The 17876-nt window shown below is 64.6% G+C and carries 16 protein-coding genes; 7 read left to right on the top strand and 9 right to left on the bottom strand.

The window, feature by feature from the left end:
* Nucleotides 1-18: 18 nt before the first annotated feature.
* Nucleotides 19-1848, bottom strand: coding sequence for an aminopeptidase P family protein (locus tag GWG67_RS33900; RefSeq protein ID WP_275173862.1), 1830 nt, complete (start codon nucleotides 1846-1848; stop codon nucleotides 19-21).
* Nucleotides 1849-2036: 188 nt separating this feature from the next.
* On the opposite strand from GWG67_RS33900, the gene GWG67_RS33895 reads away from it, so the two are divergent.
* Nucleotides 2037-2219 carry a hypothetical protein gene (locus tag GWG67_RS33895; RefSeq protein ID WP_275173861.1) on the top strand — a complete coding sequence of 61 codons (183 nt, stop codon included), beginning with the start codon at nucleotides 2037-2039 and terminating at the stop codon, nucleotides 2217-2219.
* Between the two features lie 24 nt (nucleotides 2220-2243).
* Here the strand turns inward: GWG67_RS33895 and GWG67_RS33890 are convergent, their stop codons facing one another.
* Entirely contained in the window at nucleotides 2244-3128 is an 885-nt protein-coding gene (locus tag GWG67_RS33890; RefSeq protein WP_275173859.1) for a 50S ribosomal protein L11 methyltransferase, read from the bottom strand.
* A 154-nt stretch (nucleotides 3129-3282) separates the two neighbouring features.
* Here GWG67_RS33890 and GWG67_RS33885 point away from each other — a divergent pair, with 154 nt between their 5' ends.
* A complete protein-coding gene (locus GWG67_RS33885; RefSeq protein WP_275173857.1) occupies nucleotides 3283-3447 on the top strand; it encodes a Flp family type IVb pilin in 165 nt (54 codons plus the stop codon).
* A 275-nt stretch (nucleotides 3448-3722) separates the two neighbouring features.
* Here the strand turns inward: GWG67_RS33885 and GWG67_RS33880 are convergent, their stop codons facing one another.
* Nucleotides 3723-5333, bottom strand: a complete 1611-nt coding sequence (locus GWG67_RS33880) for an NAD(P)/FAD-dependent oxidoreductase (protein WP_275173856.1) — start codon at nucleotides 5331-5333, stop codon at nucleotides 3723-3725.
* Nucleotides 5334-5583: 250 nt separating this feature from the next.
* On the opposite strand from GWG67_RS33880, the gene GWG67_RS33875 reads away from it, so the two are divergent.
* The gene (locus GWG67_RS33875; protein ID WP_275173855.1) at nucleotides 5584-7863 is read left to right on the top strand and encodes a spermidine synthase; all 2280 of its coding nucleotides are present in this window, start codon (nucleotides 5584-5586) and stop codon (nucleotides 7861-7863) included.
* 9 nt (nucleotides 7864-7872) lie between these two features.
* On the opposite strand, the gene GWG67_RS33870 is transcribed toward GWG67_RS33875, so the two are convergent.
* Nucleotides 7873-8820 (bottom strand): glycerophosphodiester phosphodiesterase, encoded by a 948-nt coding sequence (locus tag GWG67_RS33870; protein ID WP_275173854.1) that lies wholly within the window; start codon nucleotides 8818-8820, stop codon nucleotides 7873-7875.
* Nucleotides 8821-9040: 220 nt separating this feature from the next.
* On the opposite strand from GWG67_RS33870, the gene GWG67_RS33865 reads away from it, so the two are divergent.
* The 3 genes from GWG67_RS33865 to GWG67_RS33855 are packed head-to-tail and all read left to right on the top strand — an operon-like array spanning nucleotide 9041 to nucleotide 12416.
* Nucleotides 9041-10000: an acyl-CoA desaturase gene (locus tag GWG67_RS33865; RefSeq protein WP_275173853.1), complete on the top strand. Its 960-nt coding sequence runs from the start codon at nucleotides 9041-9043 to the stop codon at nucleotides 9998-10000.
* Between the two features lie 45 nt (nucleotides 10001-10045).
* Nucleotides 10046-11428, top strand: a complete 1383-nt coding sequence (locus GWG67_RS33860; protein ID WP_275173852.1) for an MBOAT family protein — start codon at nucleotides 10046-10048, stop codon at nucleotides 11426-11428.
* 25 nt (nucleotides 11429-11453) lie between these two features.
* A complete protein-coding gene (locus GWG67_RS33855; RefSeq protein WP_275173851.1) occupies nucleotides 11454-12416 on the top strand; it encodes a hypothetical protein in 963 nt (320 codons plus the stop codon).
* 6 nt (nucleotides 12417-12422) lie between these two features.
* On the opposite strand, the gene GWG67_RS33850 is transcribed toward GWG67_RS33855, so the two are convergent.
* The 3 genes from GWG67_RS33850 to GWG67_RS33840 all read right to left on the bottom strand — a co-directional run bounded on the left by GWG67_RS33850 (nucleotide 12423) and on the right by GWG67_RS33840 (nucleotide 15397).
* A complete protein-coding gene (locus GWG67_RS33850; protein WP_275173850.1) occupies nucleotides 12423-14123 on the bottom strand; it encodes a fatty acyl-AMP ligase in 1701 nt (566 codons plus the stop codon).
* Nucleotides 14124-14146: 23 nt separating this feature from the next.
* Nucleotides 14147-14530 (bottom strand): acyl carrier protein, encoded by a 384-nt coding sequence (locus tag GWG67_RS33845; protein WP_275173848.1) that lies wholly within the window; start codon nucleotides 14528-14530, stop codon nucleotides 14147-14149.
* Nucleotides 14531-14626: 96 nt separating this feature from the next.
* Nucleotides 14627-15397, bottom strand: a complete 771-nt coding sequence (locus tag GWG67_RS33840; protein WP_275173847.1) for a L,D-transpeptidase — start codon at nucleotides 15395-15397, stop codon at nucleotides 14627-14629.
* A gap of 306 nt (nucleotides 15398-15703) precedes the next feature.
* Here GWG67_RS33840 and GWG67_RS33835 point away from each other — a divergent pair, with 306 nt between their 5' ends.
* Nucleotides 15704-16027, top strand: a complete 324-nt coding sequence (locus GWG67_RS33835) for a hypothetical protein (RefSeq protein WP_275173846.1) — start codon at nucleotides 15704-15706, stop codon at nucleotides 16025-16027.
* Nucleotides 16028-16134: 107 nt separating this feature from the next.
* On the opposite strand, the gene GWG67_RS33830 is transcribed toward GWG67_RS33835, so the two are convergent.
* Nucleotides 16135-16896, bottom strand: a complete 762-nt coding sequence (locus tag GWG67_RS33830) for an ABC transporter permease (RefSeq protein ID WP_275173844.1) — start codon at nucleotides 16894-16896, stop codon at nucleotides 16135-16137.
* The gene (locus GWG67_RS33825; protein WP_275173843.1) at nucleotides 16893-17816 is read right to left on the bottom strand and encodes an ABC transporter ATP-binding protein; all 924 of its coding nucleotides are present in this window, start codon (nucleotides 17814-17816) and stop codon (nucleotides 16893-16895) included. Before GWG67_RS33825 ends, GWG67_RS33830 begins: the two co-directional genes overlap by 4 nt.
* Nucleotides 17817-17876 lie beyond the last annotated feature (60 nt).

Genomic DNA, 17876 nt, shown 5'->3' with positions numbered 1-17876 from the left:
AGCCCGTGAATGGCGAACTTACGCCTTCAACTCCGCCGTGGCCTGGTCCAGCCAGGCCTTCGTCGTCTCGTCCAGCGCTGGCCGCACCTCGGTCCTGACGCGCGCGTGATAGGCGTTGAGCCAGTCGAGCTCGTCCTTGCCCAGCATGGCCACATCGATCAGCCGGCGGTCGATCGGCGCCAGGGTCAGCGTCTCGAACGCGTTCATCGATTTTTCCGCGCCCTTGATGTCGGCTGCGACCACCAGTTCGAGGTTCTCGATGCGGATGCCGAAACCGTCGGTCTTGTAGTAGCCGGGCTCGTTGGACAGGATCATGCCGCGCTTCAGCGGCGTGGTGCCGAGCTTCGATATCCGCGCCGGTCCTTCGTGCACCGAGAGATAGCTGCCGACGCCGTGGCCGGTGCCATGCTCGAAATCGACGCCGGCGGCCCAGAGATATTGCCGTGCGAGTGTGTCGAGCTGCGCGCCGGTGGCGCCGTCGGGAAAGACCGCCCGCGCGATCGCGATGTGGCCGCGCAGCACACGCGTGAAGCGGTCGCGCATCTCGTCGGTCGGCTCGCCCACGGCCATGGTGCGGGTGACGTCGGTGGTGCCGTCTTCATATTGTGCACCTGAATCGATCAGCAGCAGATCGCCGGGCACGATCCGCCGGTTGCTCTTGCGGGTGACGCGGTAGTGCACGATGGCGCCATTCGGGCCGGTGCCCGATATGGTCGGGAACGACACGTCCTTGAGCGCGCCGGTGTCGCGGCGGAACGTCTCCAGTGCCTCGACCGCGTCGATCTCGGTGAGCTTGCCGCTTGCCGCCTCGCGGTCGATGAAGGCGAGGAAGCGTGCCAGCGCCACGGCGTCGCGCCGGTGCGCCGTTTGCGTGCCCTTGATCTCGGTCGTGTTCTTGACCGCCTTGAGCAGCGCGATCGGATCGCTGCCGCGCACCGGCTTGCCGCCGGCACCCGTGATCAGCCGGCTGAGGGCGTCGGCCGCGGTCGCATTGTCGAGCGCAATCGATCCACCGCTCTTGGCGAGCGCCATCAGCGTCGGCGCCATCGCATCGGGCTCGCGCACGTCGGCGGACTGCTCGAGATGGTCGCGAGTCAGATTTGAGAGCTTGCGGTGATCGATGAAGATGGTGGGGCGGCCGTCCTTCGGCACCAGCGCATATGACAGCGGCAGCGGCGTATGCGCGACGTCGGCGCCGCGGATGTTGAAGGTCCAGGCCACGGCATGGCTGTCCGACAGCACCAAGGCATCGACCCCGAGCTTGCCGATCTCGCTCCTGATCTGCGTCAGCTTCTCGGCTTCAGTCACGCCGGCATGTTGCATCCCGTGCACCGTGACCGGCGCAATCGGCGGCTGTGGCCGGTCCTGCCAGATCGCATCGACCGGATTGCTGTCGACCGCGACCAACTCGGCACCGGCCTTGGTGCAGGCGGCGGCCAAACGCTCGGCTGCCGAAAAAGTGTGCAACCACGGATCAAATCCGAGGCGGTCGCCGGCCTTCAGGTGTGCCGATATCCAGCTTTCCGGCGGGGGATCGATCAGAGATTCCACGGCCCAGGCCCTTGAATCGACCTGCTTGGCCGCCTGGATCGTGTAGCGTCCATCGACGAAGACCGCAGCCTCGTGCGTCAGCACCACCGCCAGCCCCGCCGAGCCGGTAAAACCGGTTAGCCAGGCCAGACGCTCTTCCGACGGCGGCACATACTCATTCTGCTGCTGATCGGCGCGTGGAATCACGAAACCGGTCAGCTTGCGGCGGGCGAGTTCTTCACGGAGCGCGGCCAGCCGGGCGATCAGTGCGACGCCGGCCTCGGGCTCCTCGAATGTCTGGAAGTGCGCTTCGAACATGGTGGATCACTTTAGGATCATGCGGATCAGTCCGCAATGTAGACGCATTTGAGGTCGCATCTGGCATGGACTGTGCTTGAACAAGTTCCATTCGAATTGAGTGGAGTACAGGATGCGGCAGTTGCGCTTCGTTCGGATAACAGGGAAATTCGAGCAAGTTGTTCATCTCAACGACGAGGGGACACTCGATGCCAGCGTTCACGTTTGAGAAGATTACGCCGCCGGTGCGCCGCGTTCCGGCTGCGGCGACAACACCGAAGAAACCGCGCGGCCTCATCAGCCAGATGATCGACCGTTTCGCCGAACGCCGTGCGAGGCGCGCCTCGCAGGCCGAGCGCGCGATGCGCCGGGACGAGAAGGCCGCAAAGTAGCGGCATCTACTGCAGCACCCGTACTCACCCCATCTTCCGCAGCAGCAGGCTGCTCCACCCTTCGATCCGCAGGTGCTTCAGAGGCACGAGGCCGCGCGCGCGGTAGGCGGCGATCACGGCGGGGACCTGGGGCGTCAACAGGCCGGAGAGGATGACGCGCCCGCCAGGGGCGAGGTGCCGCGTCAACGGGCCCGCCAATTGCCGTAACGGATTGGCAAGGATGTTGGCCAGCACCAGGTCGAACGGGCCGCATCTGCCGAAATCAGCCGCAGCGAAGCCGGTGGCGCGGATCACTCGCACATGGTGACCGACCTCGTTCAACAAGGCGTTCTCGGCTGCCACCTTGACCGAGGCCGGGTCGATGTCGGAGGCCAGCACCGCGTGATGCAGCGCCTTCGCCGCCGCTATCCCGAGCACGCCGGTCCCGGTGCCGAGGTCGAGCACGCGGCCGGGCCGGGTGCTTTTCAGGACATGGTCAAGCAGGAGTAAACAGCCGCGTGTGGTGCCGTGATGGCCGGTGCCGAAGGCGAGAGCGGCCTCGATCTCGATGGCGAGCTTGTTTGGCGGCACGCGGTCGCGGTCATGGCTGCCGTGGACGACGAAGCGCCCGGCCGGCACCGGGACGAGATCTTCCAGGCTTGATTTGACCCAGTCCCTGGCTTCGACGGTGTCGAAGGCCAGCGTGTCCGCGATCTCATTTCCTGCTGAGGTTGCAACGAGTTCGCGAAGCCACGCCCGGTCCGGCGCGTTCGCGAAATGCAGCGCGACGTCCCACTGTCCGTTAGGCTGCTCGAAGGCGGCGACCGCCGCATCGTCCTCGAAGAACATTTCGGTGAGGACGTCGACAATGCGCCTGGCGGCGATCTCGCTGCCGATCGAAAAACTGGCGCGATGGGTGGAGGGCTGCATTCTCAGGGTTCCGTCCGGTTCAATTTTTGGAACTTTTGTTCCCAATTTTTCGCATAACTTGCATTCTTGAGATTAACCCGACCGCAGGTTGTAGGACGTAAATTTGCGGATGTTGGGCAAACCACACAGCTCGAAATGGAATAGGAGGCGAGACTTGAAGCGCATGATTTTGAAGTTCTGGACCGACGATTCAGGTGCAACCGCAATCGAATACGGCCTGATCGCAGCAGGTATCGCGCTGGCGATCATCACCGTGGTGAACGGCCTGGGCACCACGATGAACGAGAAGTTCACCTCGATTAGCACCTCCTTGAAGTAATTTCCGCCTCCCATTTCCGGCGGGGCCATTTCTCCATACGACTGCTTTCGACCAGCGCCCGCCGGGGGGAATTGCCCCCTGGCGGGCGACGTCGTTTTTGGGGGGGCTTTCACAGAATGCCCACAGGCTATCCGCTCGCTTGTCCGGACATTGGCCACAGATTGTCCCGCCGCTCATCCCCGGATTTTCCACCAACTTGTACCAGGCATGGACGAGCGTAACCCACAGCTCTTCCACAGCTCTGCCAACAACCTGTCCACAGCTTATCCCCGGGCTTATCCACGCCTTCCGAACAGCGACCTGAGATCTCTCAGGATCGCCTGCGCGGCGTTGTGGCCGGGGGCGCCGGTGACGCCGCCGCCGGGGTGGGCGCCGGAGCCGCAGTGATAGAGGCCCCTCACGGGTCCGCGATAATCGGCGTGGCCCAGCATCGGCCGCGCCGAGAACAGCTGGTTCAGCGTCAGCGCGCCGTGGAAGATGTCGCCGCCGAGCAGGCCGAATTGCCGTTCGAGATCGAGCGGTGACAGGATCTGGCGGCCGAGCACGCTTGCCGCAAAACCCGGCGCGTATTTGTCCACCGTCGCGATCATGAGGTCGGCGACCTCGTCGCGATGGTCGTCCCACGACTTTCCATCGGGAAGCTCCGGCGCGACATGCTGGCAGAACAGGCTCGCGACATGTTGTCCTGCGGGCGCGAGGGTATCGTCGAGCGTCGAGGGGATCAGCATTTCCACGACCGGCTCTCGACTCCAGCCGTGCGCGCGGGCATCGAGAAAAGCGCGGTCCATGTAGCCGAGATCAGGGGCCAGGATGATGCCGGAGGTGAGATGATCGCCGTCGCCCGGCAGCGCCGTGAAGGAGGGCAGGCGGTCCAGCGCCACGTTCATGCGGAAGGTGCCGGAGCCGTTCTTCCAGTGCCGGATGCGGGCGAGGAAGTCGGCCGGCAGCGCATCGGCGGCGACCAGCCGCGTATAGAGCAGCTTCGGATTGACGTTGGCCGCGACATATTTCGCGCGGATGGTTGTGCCGTCCTCCAGCGCCACGCCGACCGCGCGGTCGCGCTCGACGATGACCTCGCGCACGCCCGCATCGGTGTCGATCACAACGCCGCGGTCGCGTGCGGCGCGCGCCATGGCTTGCGTGATCGCGCCCATGCCGCCGATGGCGTGCCCCCAGACGCCCTTCTTGCCGTTCACCTCGCCGAAGGCGTGATGCAGCATCACATAGGCCGAGCCCGCGGCGTAAGGGCTGGCATAATTGCCGACGATGGCATCGAAGCCGAACAGCGCCTTGACCAGATCATGCTCGAAACGTTCATCCAGCATCTCGCCGGCCGAGCGGGTGAAGAGATCGAGCAGGCTGCGGTTCTGCTCCAGCGATAGCCCACGAAGGATGTTGGCGCTCTGGAACGCGTTCACGGCTTCGCGGATCGAGGCCGTGCCGAAACCGTCGAGCAGGTTTGGCGGCGCGCGCAGCACGAACTGCCGGAGCACGTCGGCGATCTCTTCGAGCTCGCGCGAAAACCCATCGAGCGCGTTTGCATCATGCGCGCTCAGCCGTGCGACGGACGCCTGCGTCCGCCCCTGGCCGGTGAGGAGATAGCTGCCGTCGGGCGCGGGCAGAAAATTCTGCGCGCGCCGTTCGACGATCCGCAGGCCCTGCTCGGCCAGCTTGAGGTCCCGGATCACCTGCGGATTGAGCAGGCTCACGGTGTAGGCCGCGACCGAATTGCGGAAGCCGGGATGAAACTCCTCTGTGACCGCGGCCCCGCCGACCACCTTGCGGCGCTCGACCACGCGCACGCGCAAGCCGGCCATCGCGAGATAGGCCGCGCAGGTGAGGCCGTTATGGCCAGCGCCGATGATGACGACGTCGGTTTCGATCATGCGTCCCTGGTGGTGTCATTCCGGCGTGCGCGAAGCGCGAACTGTGGTGCGGGCTCCGCACCGGAGAATGTGGAGGTTCCGGGTTCGATGCTCCGGGCCGCGCTTCGCGGTCCGGTCGCATCGCCCCGGAACGACCGTCTTATATCAAGCATTCCCCGCTGCAACATCACGAGACCCTTTATTGCTCGTTCAGGCGCCTTGTGCTCCATTGCGCGCGCCCGGCGCCCGCCGGGATTATGCCGGAGCTTCCATGGATTCGATCGTGCAACCCGCCGCCACGGAGCAGCCGTCCTCGTCGCGCAACCGGCTGCTGCTGACGGTCTACACCGCCGCGATCTTCGTCAGCGCGCTGTTGCTGTTCTCGGTGCAGCCGCTGTTCACGAAGATGGTCCTGCCGCGGCTCGGCGGCTCGCCGGCGGTGTGGTCGGTGGCGATGGTGTTCTTCCAGTCGCTGCTGCTGGCGGGCTACGCCTATGCGCATGTGTTGATGCAGGTGAGGAACCGCATCGTTCCGGTGGTGGTGCATCTCCTGCTGCTGATCGCAGCCTTCGTCACGTTGCCGCTCGGCATCGCCTCGGCCTATAGCGAGCCGCCCGGCTCGGGCTACGCGATCTGGCTGCTCGGCCTGTTCGTGATCTCGATCGGGCTGCCGTTTTTCGCGCTCGCCGCCAACAATCCGTTGCTGCAGGCCTGGTTCGTCCGCACCGGGCATCCTGCCGGACATGATCCCTATTTCCTCTATGCGTCCTCCAACATCGGCAGCTTTCTCGCCCTGCTGTCCTATCCGTTCCTGCTGGAGCCGATGTTCACGCTGCACACGCAGAACCGGCTCTGGACCGGCGGTTACGGCATTCTGATCCTCCTGATCGCGGCATGTGGCGTGCTGCTGTTGCGCTCGCCGAAGCTGGCCATGGTCGATGCGCGCACCGAGGATATCAACGCGCCGGCGCCCGGTTTCATGACGCGGCTGCGCTGGATATTCCTCGCCGGGGTGCCGTCCGGCCTGCTCATCGCCGTCACCGCGCACATCTCGACCGACGTTGCGGCCGCGCCGCTGCTGTGGGTGCTGCCGCTGTCGCTGTACCTCTTGACCTGGGTGGTGGTGTTCCAGTCGCGGCCGCTGCTGCCGCACAAATGGATGCTGATGCTCCAGCCGGTCGCGATTGCGGGCGTCGTCTTCCTGCTGGCGTTCGGCGGCGAGCAGAACCTGCTGCTGACGCTCGGTGGCCATCAATTGTGCTTCTTCGTCATCGCCATGGCCTGCCACGGCGAATTGGCGCGGACCCGGCCTGCCGCCAAATATCTCACCGGTTTCTATGTGGCGCTGTCGTTCGGCGGCATGGTCGGCGGCCTGTTCGCAGGGCTCGTCGCGCCGTTCACATTCTCCTGGATCGCCGAATACCCGATCCTGGTTGCGCTTGCCGCGCTGTGCCGTCCGCCCGCGAACGAGCGGCTGGCGGGCATCGTCAAATGGTACTGGCTGGCGCTTGCCGCGCTCGCCGTGGTGCTCGTTGCGCCGTCCATCATGACGGGCGGGCTGTCGACCTGGTTCGAGGATCACCGGGTCTGGGCGGCTGGCGGCGTCGGCGTCCTCGCCGCGCTGCTGGCACTGGCGGTCAACGCCGACCGCTGGAAGATTTTCGCCACCGTCGTGCTCGCGCTGGCGTTGATCCGGGTTTATCCGGCGGACGAAGGCCGCGTCACCACGGTGCGCAGCTTCTTCGGCGTGCACAAGATCGTGGTGACGCCCGGCGGCTATTTCCACGTGCTGATGCACGGCACCACGATCCACGGCGCCGAGCGTTTCCTCAACAATGACGGCACGCCCGTCACCGGCCGGCCCGAGCCGATCACCTACTATCACAGGGATGGCGGCATCGGTCAGGCCGTCACCGCGATCCGCGAGCGCAAGGGCGCGCCGCTGAAGGTTGCCGCAATCGGCGTCGGATCGGGCACGCTCGCCTGCGCTGCCGAGCCCGGCGAAAGCTGGACCTTCTTCGAGATCGACCAGTCGATGGTCGACGCGGCAAGCGATCCGAAGAATTTCCGCTACATTTCGAGCTGCATGCCGGGCCTGAAGCCGGTGATCGGCGATGCCCGCCTCACCTTCGCGAAGGAGCCGGACGGCGCCTACGATCTCATCATCGTCGACGCCTATTCGTCGGATGCGATCCCGATCCATCTTGCCACCGAAGAGGCGATGAAGATCTACAAGGACAAGCTCGCTCCGCACGGTGCCGTGGTGATGCACGTCTCCAACCGCCACCTCGATCTCGAGACTGTCGTGGTCGGCATCGCCGATGCCAACGATCTCAAGAGCTGGGTCTACAACGAGGATTCGGGGCGCGATGGCGACTACATCTTCTCGACCGACGTCGTCATCTCCGCCCGCGAGGATGCCGACGTCGGCAGGCTCGCATCGTCGAAATCATGGGAGCAGACCGAAGCCGACGACAGGGTGCGGGTCTGGACCGACGATTACTCCAACATTTTGGGCGCGCTGTACCGGCGCTTGCGGGACGGGGAGTAGGGCCCGCTTCTACGGCTCCACCGGCGTCCCCGCGGGCAACGCAATTGCCTTCTTGCCCGCAACTTGCCGCAACAAATCGGGCTTGTCGGAGATGATGCCGTCGACGCCGATCTCGATCATGCGCGCCATGTCTTCGGGTTTGTTGACCGTCCAGACCACGACACGCAGCCCGAGCGCATGGGCCTCGGCGATCAGTGCCGCGGTCACATCGCCGAAATAGGGCGACCATACTGTGCCGCCCGCAGCCTTGATGGTTCGGGGCAGCGACCTGCCATGATCGGCCGGGCTGAATCCCGCTGTCCAATTGGTCGCTTTATCCAGCGCCACCGTCTGGCTCGAGCCGCGCTGGAGCGTCAGGTACACCGTCGGCATCTTTGGTGCTCGCTGCTGGACGAGCAGCAGGGTCCGCCAGTCGAACGACTGGATCATGACGCGGTCGGAGAATTTTTCGGCTTCGATTAGCCCGAGCAGCCTGGTGACGAAAGCTTGCGGATCGAGCGTCTCGTCCGGATGGTTCGGATCGATCTTGGTCTCGATGTTGAAGCGCACGCGCGTGTTGCCGGACTTGCGCACCAGCGCGAACAGCTCGCTCAGGGTCGGAATGCGGGTCCCGGGCATAGCGCGCTGGTCGGGGAATTGCTTCGCGTAAGGGCTGCCTGGTCGGATCTCGCCGACGTCATAGGTCCTGACGTCGGCGAGCCGCAGTTTCACGAACGGCGTGCCGGGAGGCGCGATGTAGGCGCCGCTCGCATCCCGCGCGAGATCAGGATTGAGCCCGCGCTCATGCGAGACGACGACTTCGCCGTCGGCGGTGATGCCGACGTCGAGCTCCAGCGTGTCCACACCCATCGACAGCGCGTTGGCGAAGGCCGGAAGCGTGTTTTCCGGCAGCAGTGCCCGCCCGCCGCGATGGGCCTCGATGTCGAAGGCCGAATCAGATCCCGAATCGAATCCCATGGCCGGTCCCGCAATGAGAAGTGACAGTACGGTCAAGATTGTCGCAGCACGTGACGGCATGGCGGCTCGAGGGGCAAGCGGAAAGAGTGATATTTCAACGCATTTGGGCGCGTTCGGCCCATAGTATAGGCTTTCGTGGCTGTTGAAACCTTGGGCGGCGGCTTGGGTTGCGGCCGCCGCAGGGGTATGTACTCATAGTCGGCGCCCTGGAAATCCGCCCGTGCAGCAGCAACGCGATCATCGAATTATCCGCAGCCGGCATTTTCGCCGGATGCAGCGGCGGCATTTCATCATCTTCGACGTTTTGCCCTTCATCGGCACGCTGGTGGCACTGGCCCTTCTGCTCTACCGCCCGATCGGCGCGATGGAGCTTGGCCTGTTCGTTGGCTTCTGGCTGGTCACCGGCCTCGGCCTCACCGTCGGCTATCACCGGCTCTTCACCCACCGCGCCTTCGCGACCTCCACGGCGATGAGTGCGATCCTGGTCGTGATGGGATCGATGGCCGGCCGCGGTCCCATGCTGTCCTGGGCGGCAATGCACCGCCGGCACCACGAATTGTCCGATCACGACGGCGATCTGCATTCGCCGCGGCTGCACGGCGAGGGCCCATTCGGCCGCCTGCGCGGCTTCCTGCACGCGCATTTGACCTGGATGATCGAGCACGATTATCCCAACGTTGCGCACTATGTCCCGGACCTGATGGCGGATCGCAGGCTCGTTGCCGTCAACAGCTACTATTACACCTGGGTCGGTCTCGGCCTGGTGCTGCAGGCCGCGATCGGCGGCCTCGCCACCATGAGCCTGTGGGGCGCACTGACCGGCTTGCTGTGGGGCGGCGTGGTGCGCATGTTCGTGGTCGAGCAGACCATGTCGGCCATCAACTCCGTGATGCATAGCTTTGGCGCGCAGCCCTTCGTCACCCGCGACGACAACAGCCGCAATCTCGGCGTGATGGCCTGGCTTGCCTGGGGCGAGGGCTGGCACAACAACCACCACGCCTTTCCCTATTCCGCGGCGTTCGGCCTGCGCTGGTTCGAGTTCGATCCCGGCTACATCTTCATCCGGGCTCTGGAAGCGCTCGGACTGGCCTGGGACGTCAAGGTGCCGAGCGAGGAGAAGATTGCGCGACGCATGCTGCGGCAGCCGGGCGACGCCGCGCCCGACCTCGAAACGGGCTGAGCATCATCCGCCGGCTCACGCCGGCGATGGCGCGGCTTTGAACCGATGCTGTTCAACGACTATCCCTTTCTCCTGGTCTTCCTGCCCGCGGCGCTGCTGATCTATCGCCTGGCCGATCCTCATCCGCAGTGGCGAATCGGCGTGCAGGTCGCGCTGTCGATCGCCTTCTATGCCTGGGGCAGCCCGTCATTCGTCCTGCTCCTGATCGGCTCGATCGCGATCAACTGGCTCGCCTCGGTTGCCTATGGGCGTGTGAAGTGGCCGGCGGTGCTGACGCTGGTGATCATGCTCGATCTCGCGGTGCTGGCGCTGTTCAAATACGCCAACTTCCTTTTCGCCAATGTCGGTCTCGTGCTCGGTACGACGTTGCCGGTGCTCGACGTCGGGCTGCCGCTCGGCATCTCCTTCTTCACCTTCCACCACATCATGTATCTGGTCGACCTCAAGCGCGGCAGGGCGCCGCTCTATGCGCTCGACCGCTACGCGCTCTACATCGTCTTCTTCCCGCAGGCGATCGCCGGCCCCCTGGCGCGCTGGTCGGAGGTGATGCATCAGTTCGGCAGGCAGGTCTACGTTCCGGGCTGGCAGCGCCAGTTCTGCGTCGCGACCTGCTTCATCGCGATCGGCCTATTCGAAAAAATCGTGATCGCCGACGGCCTCGCCCATCTGCTCGATCCCATCTACGCGCAGGCAGCGAATGGGCCGTTGCCCAGCGGCGATGCGTGGCTCGCCTTCTGCTTCTCTTTCCAGATCCTGTTCGATTTCTCCGGCTATTCCGACATCGCGATCGGCCTCGGTCTGCTGTTCGGCGTGCAGCTGCCGTACAATTTCAATGCGCCGCTGCGCTCGACCAATATCCAGGATTTCTGGCAGCGCTGGCACATCACATTGATGCTGTTCCTGCGCGACTACGTGTTCTATCCGCTGGTCAATCTGCGTCTTTTGCCGCGGAGCTGGCTGCCCGTGCAGTTTTTCGGCGCGATGATGATCACGATGGCGCTGTGCGGCCTGTGGCACGGCGCGAGCTGGACCTTCGTGCTGTGGGGCGTGCTGCACGGGCTTGCGCTGGTCGCCTGCACGCTGTGGCGTCGCTATGGCCCGACGTTCCCGTCATGGCTCGGCTGGGCGCTTACCGTGCTGTTCGTGCTCGCAACCGGCGTGGTCTTCCGCGCGGGGTCGGTGGAGGCGGCATGGCACGTCTTCTGTGGGCTGGTTTCGCCGCTGCCGCTCGATCGCGGAAAGCATTTGTGGCCGCTGATTCTAGCGCCGCTGTTCGCCTTCCTGCTGCCGGCGAGCCAGGACATCGTGGCGGTGTTCACGCGCCGTCCCAATCCGTGGCTCGCGGGTCTGCTCGGTCTTGGGCTATTCGCATTGCTGCTCCATATGGGTGGTCGGGATCTCCATGACTTCGTCTACTTCAAGTTCTGAGACCGACCCCGGCTGGGGCCGGAGCTTGCTCGCGTGCCTGGGCACGCTGATCGGGGCTGCGCTGCTGGTGCTCGCACTCATGGTGGCGGTCGATCCCTATGACAGCGGCAAGCTCGGTGTGTTCGGTATCGACGGCGTCGACAATCGTCTGACCCAGATCACGGCCGCGAGCCGCGCGAGGAATCCGGATTTCAATGCCGCTATCCTGGGCAATTCGACGGCGCAGATGATCGAGCCGACGAAATTGTCGCGCGCGACCGGCCTGCGCTTCGTGCAGCTCTACATGACCGGTGCGTTTCCCCGCCAGGAACTCGCGGTGCTGGACTTCTTCCTCCGGAATCACCGGGAGGTCGGCGCACTAGTGATTGTGACGGACCCCGGCTGGTGCGAGCATGCACGGGCCAAGGAGGAGGGCGGCGTCCCATTCCCCGACTGGCTCTATGACAGAAGCGTCGTCGCCTACGCTGCACGGCTGATCTCCTGGCAGGCAATCGAGCACGCTGTTCAACGGATCAGTATTGGGCTCGGCTGGCGACCACGGATGAACCCCGACGGCTTTGTCAGTTACGAGGACATCTGGCCCCCGGGTCAATTCAAGGAAGTCGGCTGGCCCAGGGATCCGGCGCCGTCCTTGTCCGCCGAGATGCGGGCGACATTTCCCGAGATCGCTGCGCTGGCAGATAGCGTCAGGACATTGCCGGCCGATGTGCCCGTCGTCATCATCGTGCCGCCGACCTTCGCGACCACCGTGCCGAAGCCCGGCACGGAAGCGGCCCTGGAGCGCAGCGCCTGCGACGCGGCGCTGAAGAAAGTGGTCGTGGGCCGACCGCGCAGCAATTTCATCAACTATCGCGTTGACAACGATCTCACGCGCGACCGCGCCAATTTTGCCGACTTCATCCACTATCGCCCCATCCTCGCGCGCAAGATCGAGCAGGGGATCGCCGCGAGCCTGCGCGATGGGGAGAGCGCGAAGATCGACTTCTGAATCGTCTCAGCCGAGCTGGTCGAAACCGCCATCGAGCCAGAGCTTGCGCGCCAGCTTGCGCTGGATCTTGCCGCTGGTGGTCTTCGGCAGGGTGCCGGGCCGGATCAGCGCGATGTGGCGCGCGGAGAGTTCATGGTTATCGGCGACGGCCTCGCGAATCCGGCCCGTGATCGCTTCGGTGTCGATCGAGTGGCGCGCGCTGCGCTCGATTTCCTGGACGATGACGAGCGCCTCCTCGCCGGTCTCGTCCGGCACCGAGAACGCCGCGCCGCAGTTTTCGCGCAAAGCTTGGTCGAGGGACTGCACCGTGCGCTCGACGTCCTGCGGATAATGGTTGATGCCGCGGATAATGATGAGATCCTTGATCCGTCCCGTGACGAACAATTCGCCTGTGACGTCGATGAAGCCGAGGTCGCCGGTGCGCAGCCACGCACCGTCTTCGCCGGCAAGCTGCGCATTGAGCCCCTCGCGCGTCGCCTCGTCGTTGCGCCAATAGGCGCGTGCGACATTGGCCCCGTTCACCCATATCTCGCCGACGCGGTCCGCGGGCAGGCGCGTCCGATTGTCCGCGTCCACGATCGCGATCCGTTCGCCGGTGAGCGCGCGCCCGCAGCCGACGGCGATTTGCGCGTCTTCGGCGCTGGAAGGCGCCTCCGATGCATGCGCCTGAAGCGCCGTGCGGCTCAGGCTGCGTGTGACATGACCGCCGCCGCGGCGTCCGCCGGAAATCAGGAGCGTCGCTTCCGCCATTCCGTAGGCGGGATACATCGCGCGCGGGTCGAAGCCGTGCGGCGCAAATGTCTGGATGAACACCTCGATGGTTTCCGCATGCACCGGCTCTGCGCCGTTCAGCGCGATCCTGAGCGAGGACAGATCGATGCCCTCGATCTGATCGGCGCGGAAGCGGCTTACGCAGAGGTCGAAGCCGAAATTCGGGCTGCACGCCACTTCCGCGCGGTAATGAGAGATCGCGCGCAGCCAGCCGAGCGGCCGCTGCATGAACGCGTTCGGCGCCATCAGCACGCAGGTCGCCCCGATATAGAGCGCCTGCAGTGCGTTCAGGATCAGCCCCATGTCGTGATAGAGCGGCACCCAATTGACGTAAGTCGATTGCCGGGTGTTGCCGAGCGCGAGCCGGATCATCTCGAGATTGGCGAGCAGATTGGCGTGGCTCACCATCACGCCTTTGGGCGCGGACGTGGAGCCGGAGGTGTATTGCAGGAAGGCGATGTCGTCCGGCGCCGGCTCGGGCAGTTCGATCGTCTCACCGTCGGCCGCGGCGAGATCGACCTCGATCCAGCGAATGTGCTCGTACGTGAAGCGTGCCCGCAGATCACCACGGAGCGCGACGGCCGAATTGGTGAGTGCCAGCGTCGGCGTGCAATTGGCGAGTATCGTGGCGCTGGCGTCGCGCGCGCTGTTTCGCCGCGGCATCATCATCGGCACGGCGATGATGCCGGCCATCAGACAGCCGAAGAACGCCACCATGAACTCGATGCCGGGCGGAAACACCAGGATGGCGCGGTCGCCGGGACGCGCGGCCGCGGTCAGTCGCGACGCGAGCGCGGATGCGGAGTGATGCAGTTGGCGGAAGGTGAGGACAGCTTCCTCCGCCCCGCGATCAGAGACGAAGACATAGGCGCGGTCGTCGGCCTGCTCCTCCGCACGCCGGGCCAGCAGTGCCACGAGCGAGCGGAAGGTTTCCATGGTTGCGCCGGCTTCAGCCGCCCTCAGGCGGCGGGGCGGATTGCGCGCTTGTCGGCGAGAAATCGCGACAGCGCCTCAACGGTCGGATGGTCGTAAAAGTCGTCCGTCGATAGTTCGAGGTCGAGCTTCTCTTCGAGTTCCATCATCAGGTAGACCAGCATCGCCGAATCGAGCCCGAGGCGGCTGAATTTCGTGCCGATGTCGACGCGGTCCTTCGAAATGCGCAGGATATTTGCCAGGGCGGTAACGCAGAAATCCGAAATCTGCTCGCGTGTCATGTCATGCCCCAGAAACAATGGGAACGACAATACGGGCGACCCCCTGGTTGTCAATTTGGTCGGAACGCCGCTGCGTTGAAGGTTGTGGACTGTTGCTTCCTTGCGTCGGCCGGTGCCCAATCCCTGCACAGGCCGGCGCTATTTCCTGCGGTCGACTGCGGCAAGCGCCCGTCGCGGCAGCGGCTTCCTGATTCGCTGGCGCAGCAACGCCGCGTTCAGATAGGGTCAGTTCTGGTAGTAATAGCCACGCGGTTGGTAAACCTGCCGGGGCTGCGGCTGATAGTAGGTGCCGTTGCCCTGATTGTAATATTGCTGCGGCTGCTGCTGATAGACCTGTGCGTCATAGAGCGGGCGGCTGCCGCGCGGCGCGGGGTAGCGCGCGCCGGTGTCGCTGCCGTCGGCCGGATAGATGTAGTTGTCGTCCTGCGGCATGTAGCGGCGGGCGGGCTGTGCCGGCGGCGCTAGATTCACGGGATCACCGGATGTGGCGTATTGCTCTTCGGCGGGCTGCGGCGCGCGGGCCACTGCCGTGGGGTTGCGGCCACGCGGATTGCGCGCCAGCGCCACCTGCGCCGAGCCGGTCAGCGTCACCGTGGTGTTGAGCACGCCTTGCTGCTGCACCAGCGCGTAGAGCGTCGTGGCATTCTGGCGCGACAGCCGCACGCAGCCATGCGAGGCGGGCGTGCCGAGCCGGCCGACCGAGTCGGTGCCATGGATGGCGTGCCCGACCTTGGTGAAGAAGATCGCATGCGGCATCGGCGCGTCGTCGAATTCCTTGGAATAGTGATCCTCTTCCATGCGGAAGGTGCGGAACGCGCCGTTCGGCGTCTCCCGCGAGGGGATGCCTGTCGACACCGGCCAGTGGTAGCGCGCGACGCCGTCGACGGCGACGGTCATCTGCTGATTGTCCTTGTCGACGGTGATCTCGACCTTGGCCTGCGCGGTGCCCGCGCTCAAAAGCATCAGGGAGGTGAAAGCAATAAAAAACGAACGCATCGGACTTCTGGCCTCCGGCCTGTTCACACTAGGCGCCGCGGCTCTCCGTCCCCCGGCGTGCACTATGCCTGCAATCCGGCTTTCGTTCCAGCGGCCTGCCCGCCCATCGTTAACGGGACGCCCGGCGTAAGCAAGGCCGCTTTGTGCCGCAAAGCCAGCGGCGGTGCTGACATTTTCGCGAGCGGGAGATGCGTTCACAACGCCGACAATTGGTCACATTGGCGCAACCATTTGGCTGCATCGGCGTTGCGATTGACCTGCCTTGGCTGGCGACCTCCGCCGCTGGTTTTACCTTTGGGAATGAAGATGAACAGAGTTTGTGTTGCCGCCGCTTCACGGCCGGCTGGTCTGCCTTTCCGCCTGCTCTTCGCTGGCGCCGCCGTTCTGGCCGCGCTGTCCTGCATCCCACAGCCTGGCCATGCCCAAGGCATCGTTCGGGGCGCCCAGGAGGGTTCTTATGAAGGCAACCGGATCGCCGGCCCCGTCGGCGGCGTGGTGGGTGGCGCGGTCGGCGCCGGTGTCGGCGGTGCCGTCGGCGCTGTCGAGGGGGTGTTCGGCATTCCCCATCGCGGCCACCGTCGCTGCCGTGGCTATTACGACGGGTACAACCGCTTCCACTGTTATCGGTGATGTCGCCGTAGCCCGGATGGAGCGAAGCGCAATCCGGGACCGCTGTCGCCTGAAAGCCGCGCCTGTCCCGGATTACGCTTACGCTCCATCCGGGCTGCGCCTCTCCATCAGTTCTTTAACCGATACCCCGTGCGGAAAATCCACCAGATCGCGACCAGACAGATCACCAGGAACGCCGTGGTCATGCCGATGCTGACGGCCATGCTGACGTCCGCGATCTCGTAGAAGCTCCAGCGGAAGCCGGAGATCAGATAGACGACCGGATTGAGCAGCGCCACCGTGCGCCAGGCGGGCGGCAGCATGTCGATGGAATAGAAGCTGCCGCCTAGGAAGGTCAGCGGCGTCACCACCAGCATCGGGATCATCTGCAGCTTTTCGAACCCGTCGGCCCAGATGCCGATGATAAAGCCGAACAGGCTGAACGTTACCGCCGTCAGCACCAGGAAGGCCAGCATCCAGACCGGATGATGGATGTGCAGCGGCACGAACAGGCCGGCCGTGGCGAGGATGATCAGGCCGAGGACGATCGATTTGGTCGCGGCCGCGCCGACATAGCCGAGCACGATCTCGAAATAGGAGATCGGCGCCGACAGGATCTCGTAGATCGTGCCGGTGAATTTCGGGAAGTAGATTCCGAACGAGGCGTTGGCGATGCTCTGCGTCAGCACTGAGAGCATGATCAGGCCCGGCACGATGAAGGTGCCGTAGCTGACGCCCTCGACCTGGCTGATGCGCGAGCCGATCGCGGCGCCGAACACCACGAAATACAGCGAGGTCGAGACCACCGGCGAGACGATGCTTTGCAGCAGCGTGCGCCAGGTGCGCGCCATTTCGAACAGGTAGATGGCGCGGACAGCCCGGTAGTTCATGACGCCCTCACGAGATCGACGAAGATGTCCTCGAGCGACGATTGCGTCGTGTCGAGATCGTTGAGACGGATGCCGGCGGTACGAAGGTCGCCGAGCAGGCTGGTGATGCCGGTGCGCTCGCCCTTGGTGTCGTAGTCGTAGACCAGCGTCGCGCCGCCGTCACAGAGGTCGAGCTCGTAATGGCCAAGACTCTCCGGCAGCGCATCGAGCTTGCCTTGCAGATGCAGCGTCAGCCGCTTCTTGCCCAGCTTCTGCATCAAGGTGGCCTTGTCCTCGACCAGCACGATCTCGCCCTTGTTGATGACGCCGATGCGGTCGGCCATCTCCTCGGCTTCCTCGATGTAATGCGTGGTCAGGATGATGGTGACACCGGATTGCTGAAGCGTGCGCACCACCTCCCACATGCCCTTGCGCAACTCGACATCGACGCCGGCGGTCGGCTCGTCCAGGAACAGGATCTGCGGCTCGTGCGACAGCGCTTTGGCGATCATCACGCGGCGCTTCATGCCGCCGGAGAGCGTGATGATCTTGCTGTCCTTCTTGTCCCACAGCGAGAGGTCCTTCAGCACCTTCTCGATATGATCGGGGTTCTTCGGCTTGCCGAACAGCCCGCGGGAGAAGCTCACGGTCGCCCACACGCTCTCGAAGGCATCGGTGTGCAATTCCTGCGGCACCAGCCCGATCAGCGAGCGCGCCTTGCGATAGGAGGTCTGGATGTTCTCGCCGCCGACGAGGACCTTGCCTTCGCTCGGATTGGCGATGCCGCAGATGATCGAGATCAGCGTGGTCTTGCCGGCGCCGTTGGGGCCGAGCAACGCGAAGATTTCACCGCGTTTGATGTCGAGGTTGACGTTCTTGAGCGCCTTGAAGCCGGACCCATAGGTCTTCGACAAATTGGCGACGGAAATGATGGAGGACATGATGGCCGCAAGTCTGAGGGGCAAAGGCTGGGGGGAGGGAGGCTGGAACCAGCCGTGAGG

This window comes from Bradyrhizobium sp. CSS354 (genome assembly GCF_029051725.1).
Taxonomy (GTDB): domain Bacteria; phylum Pseudomonadota; class Alphaproteobacteria; order Rhizobiales; family Xanthobacteraceae; genus Bradyrhizobium.
This window is presented reverse-complemented; position numbering and strand designations above follow the sequence as displayed.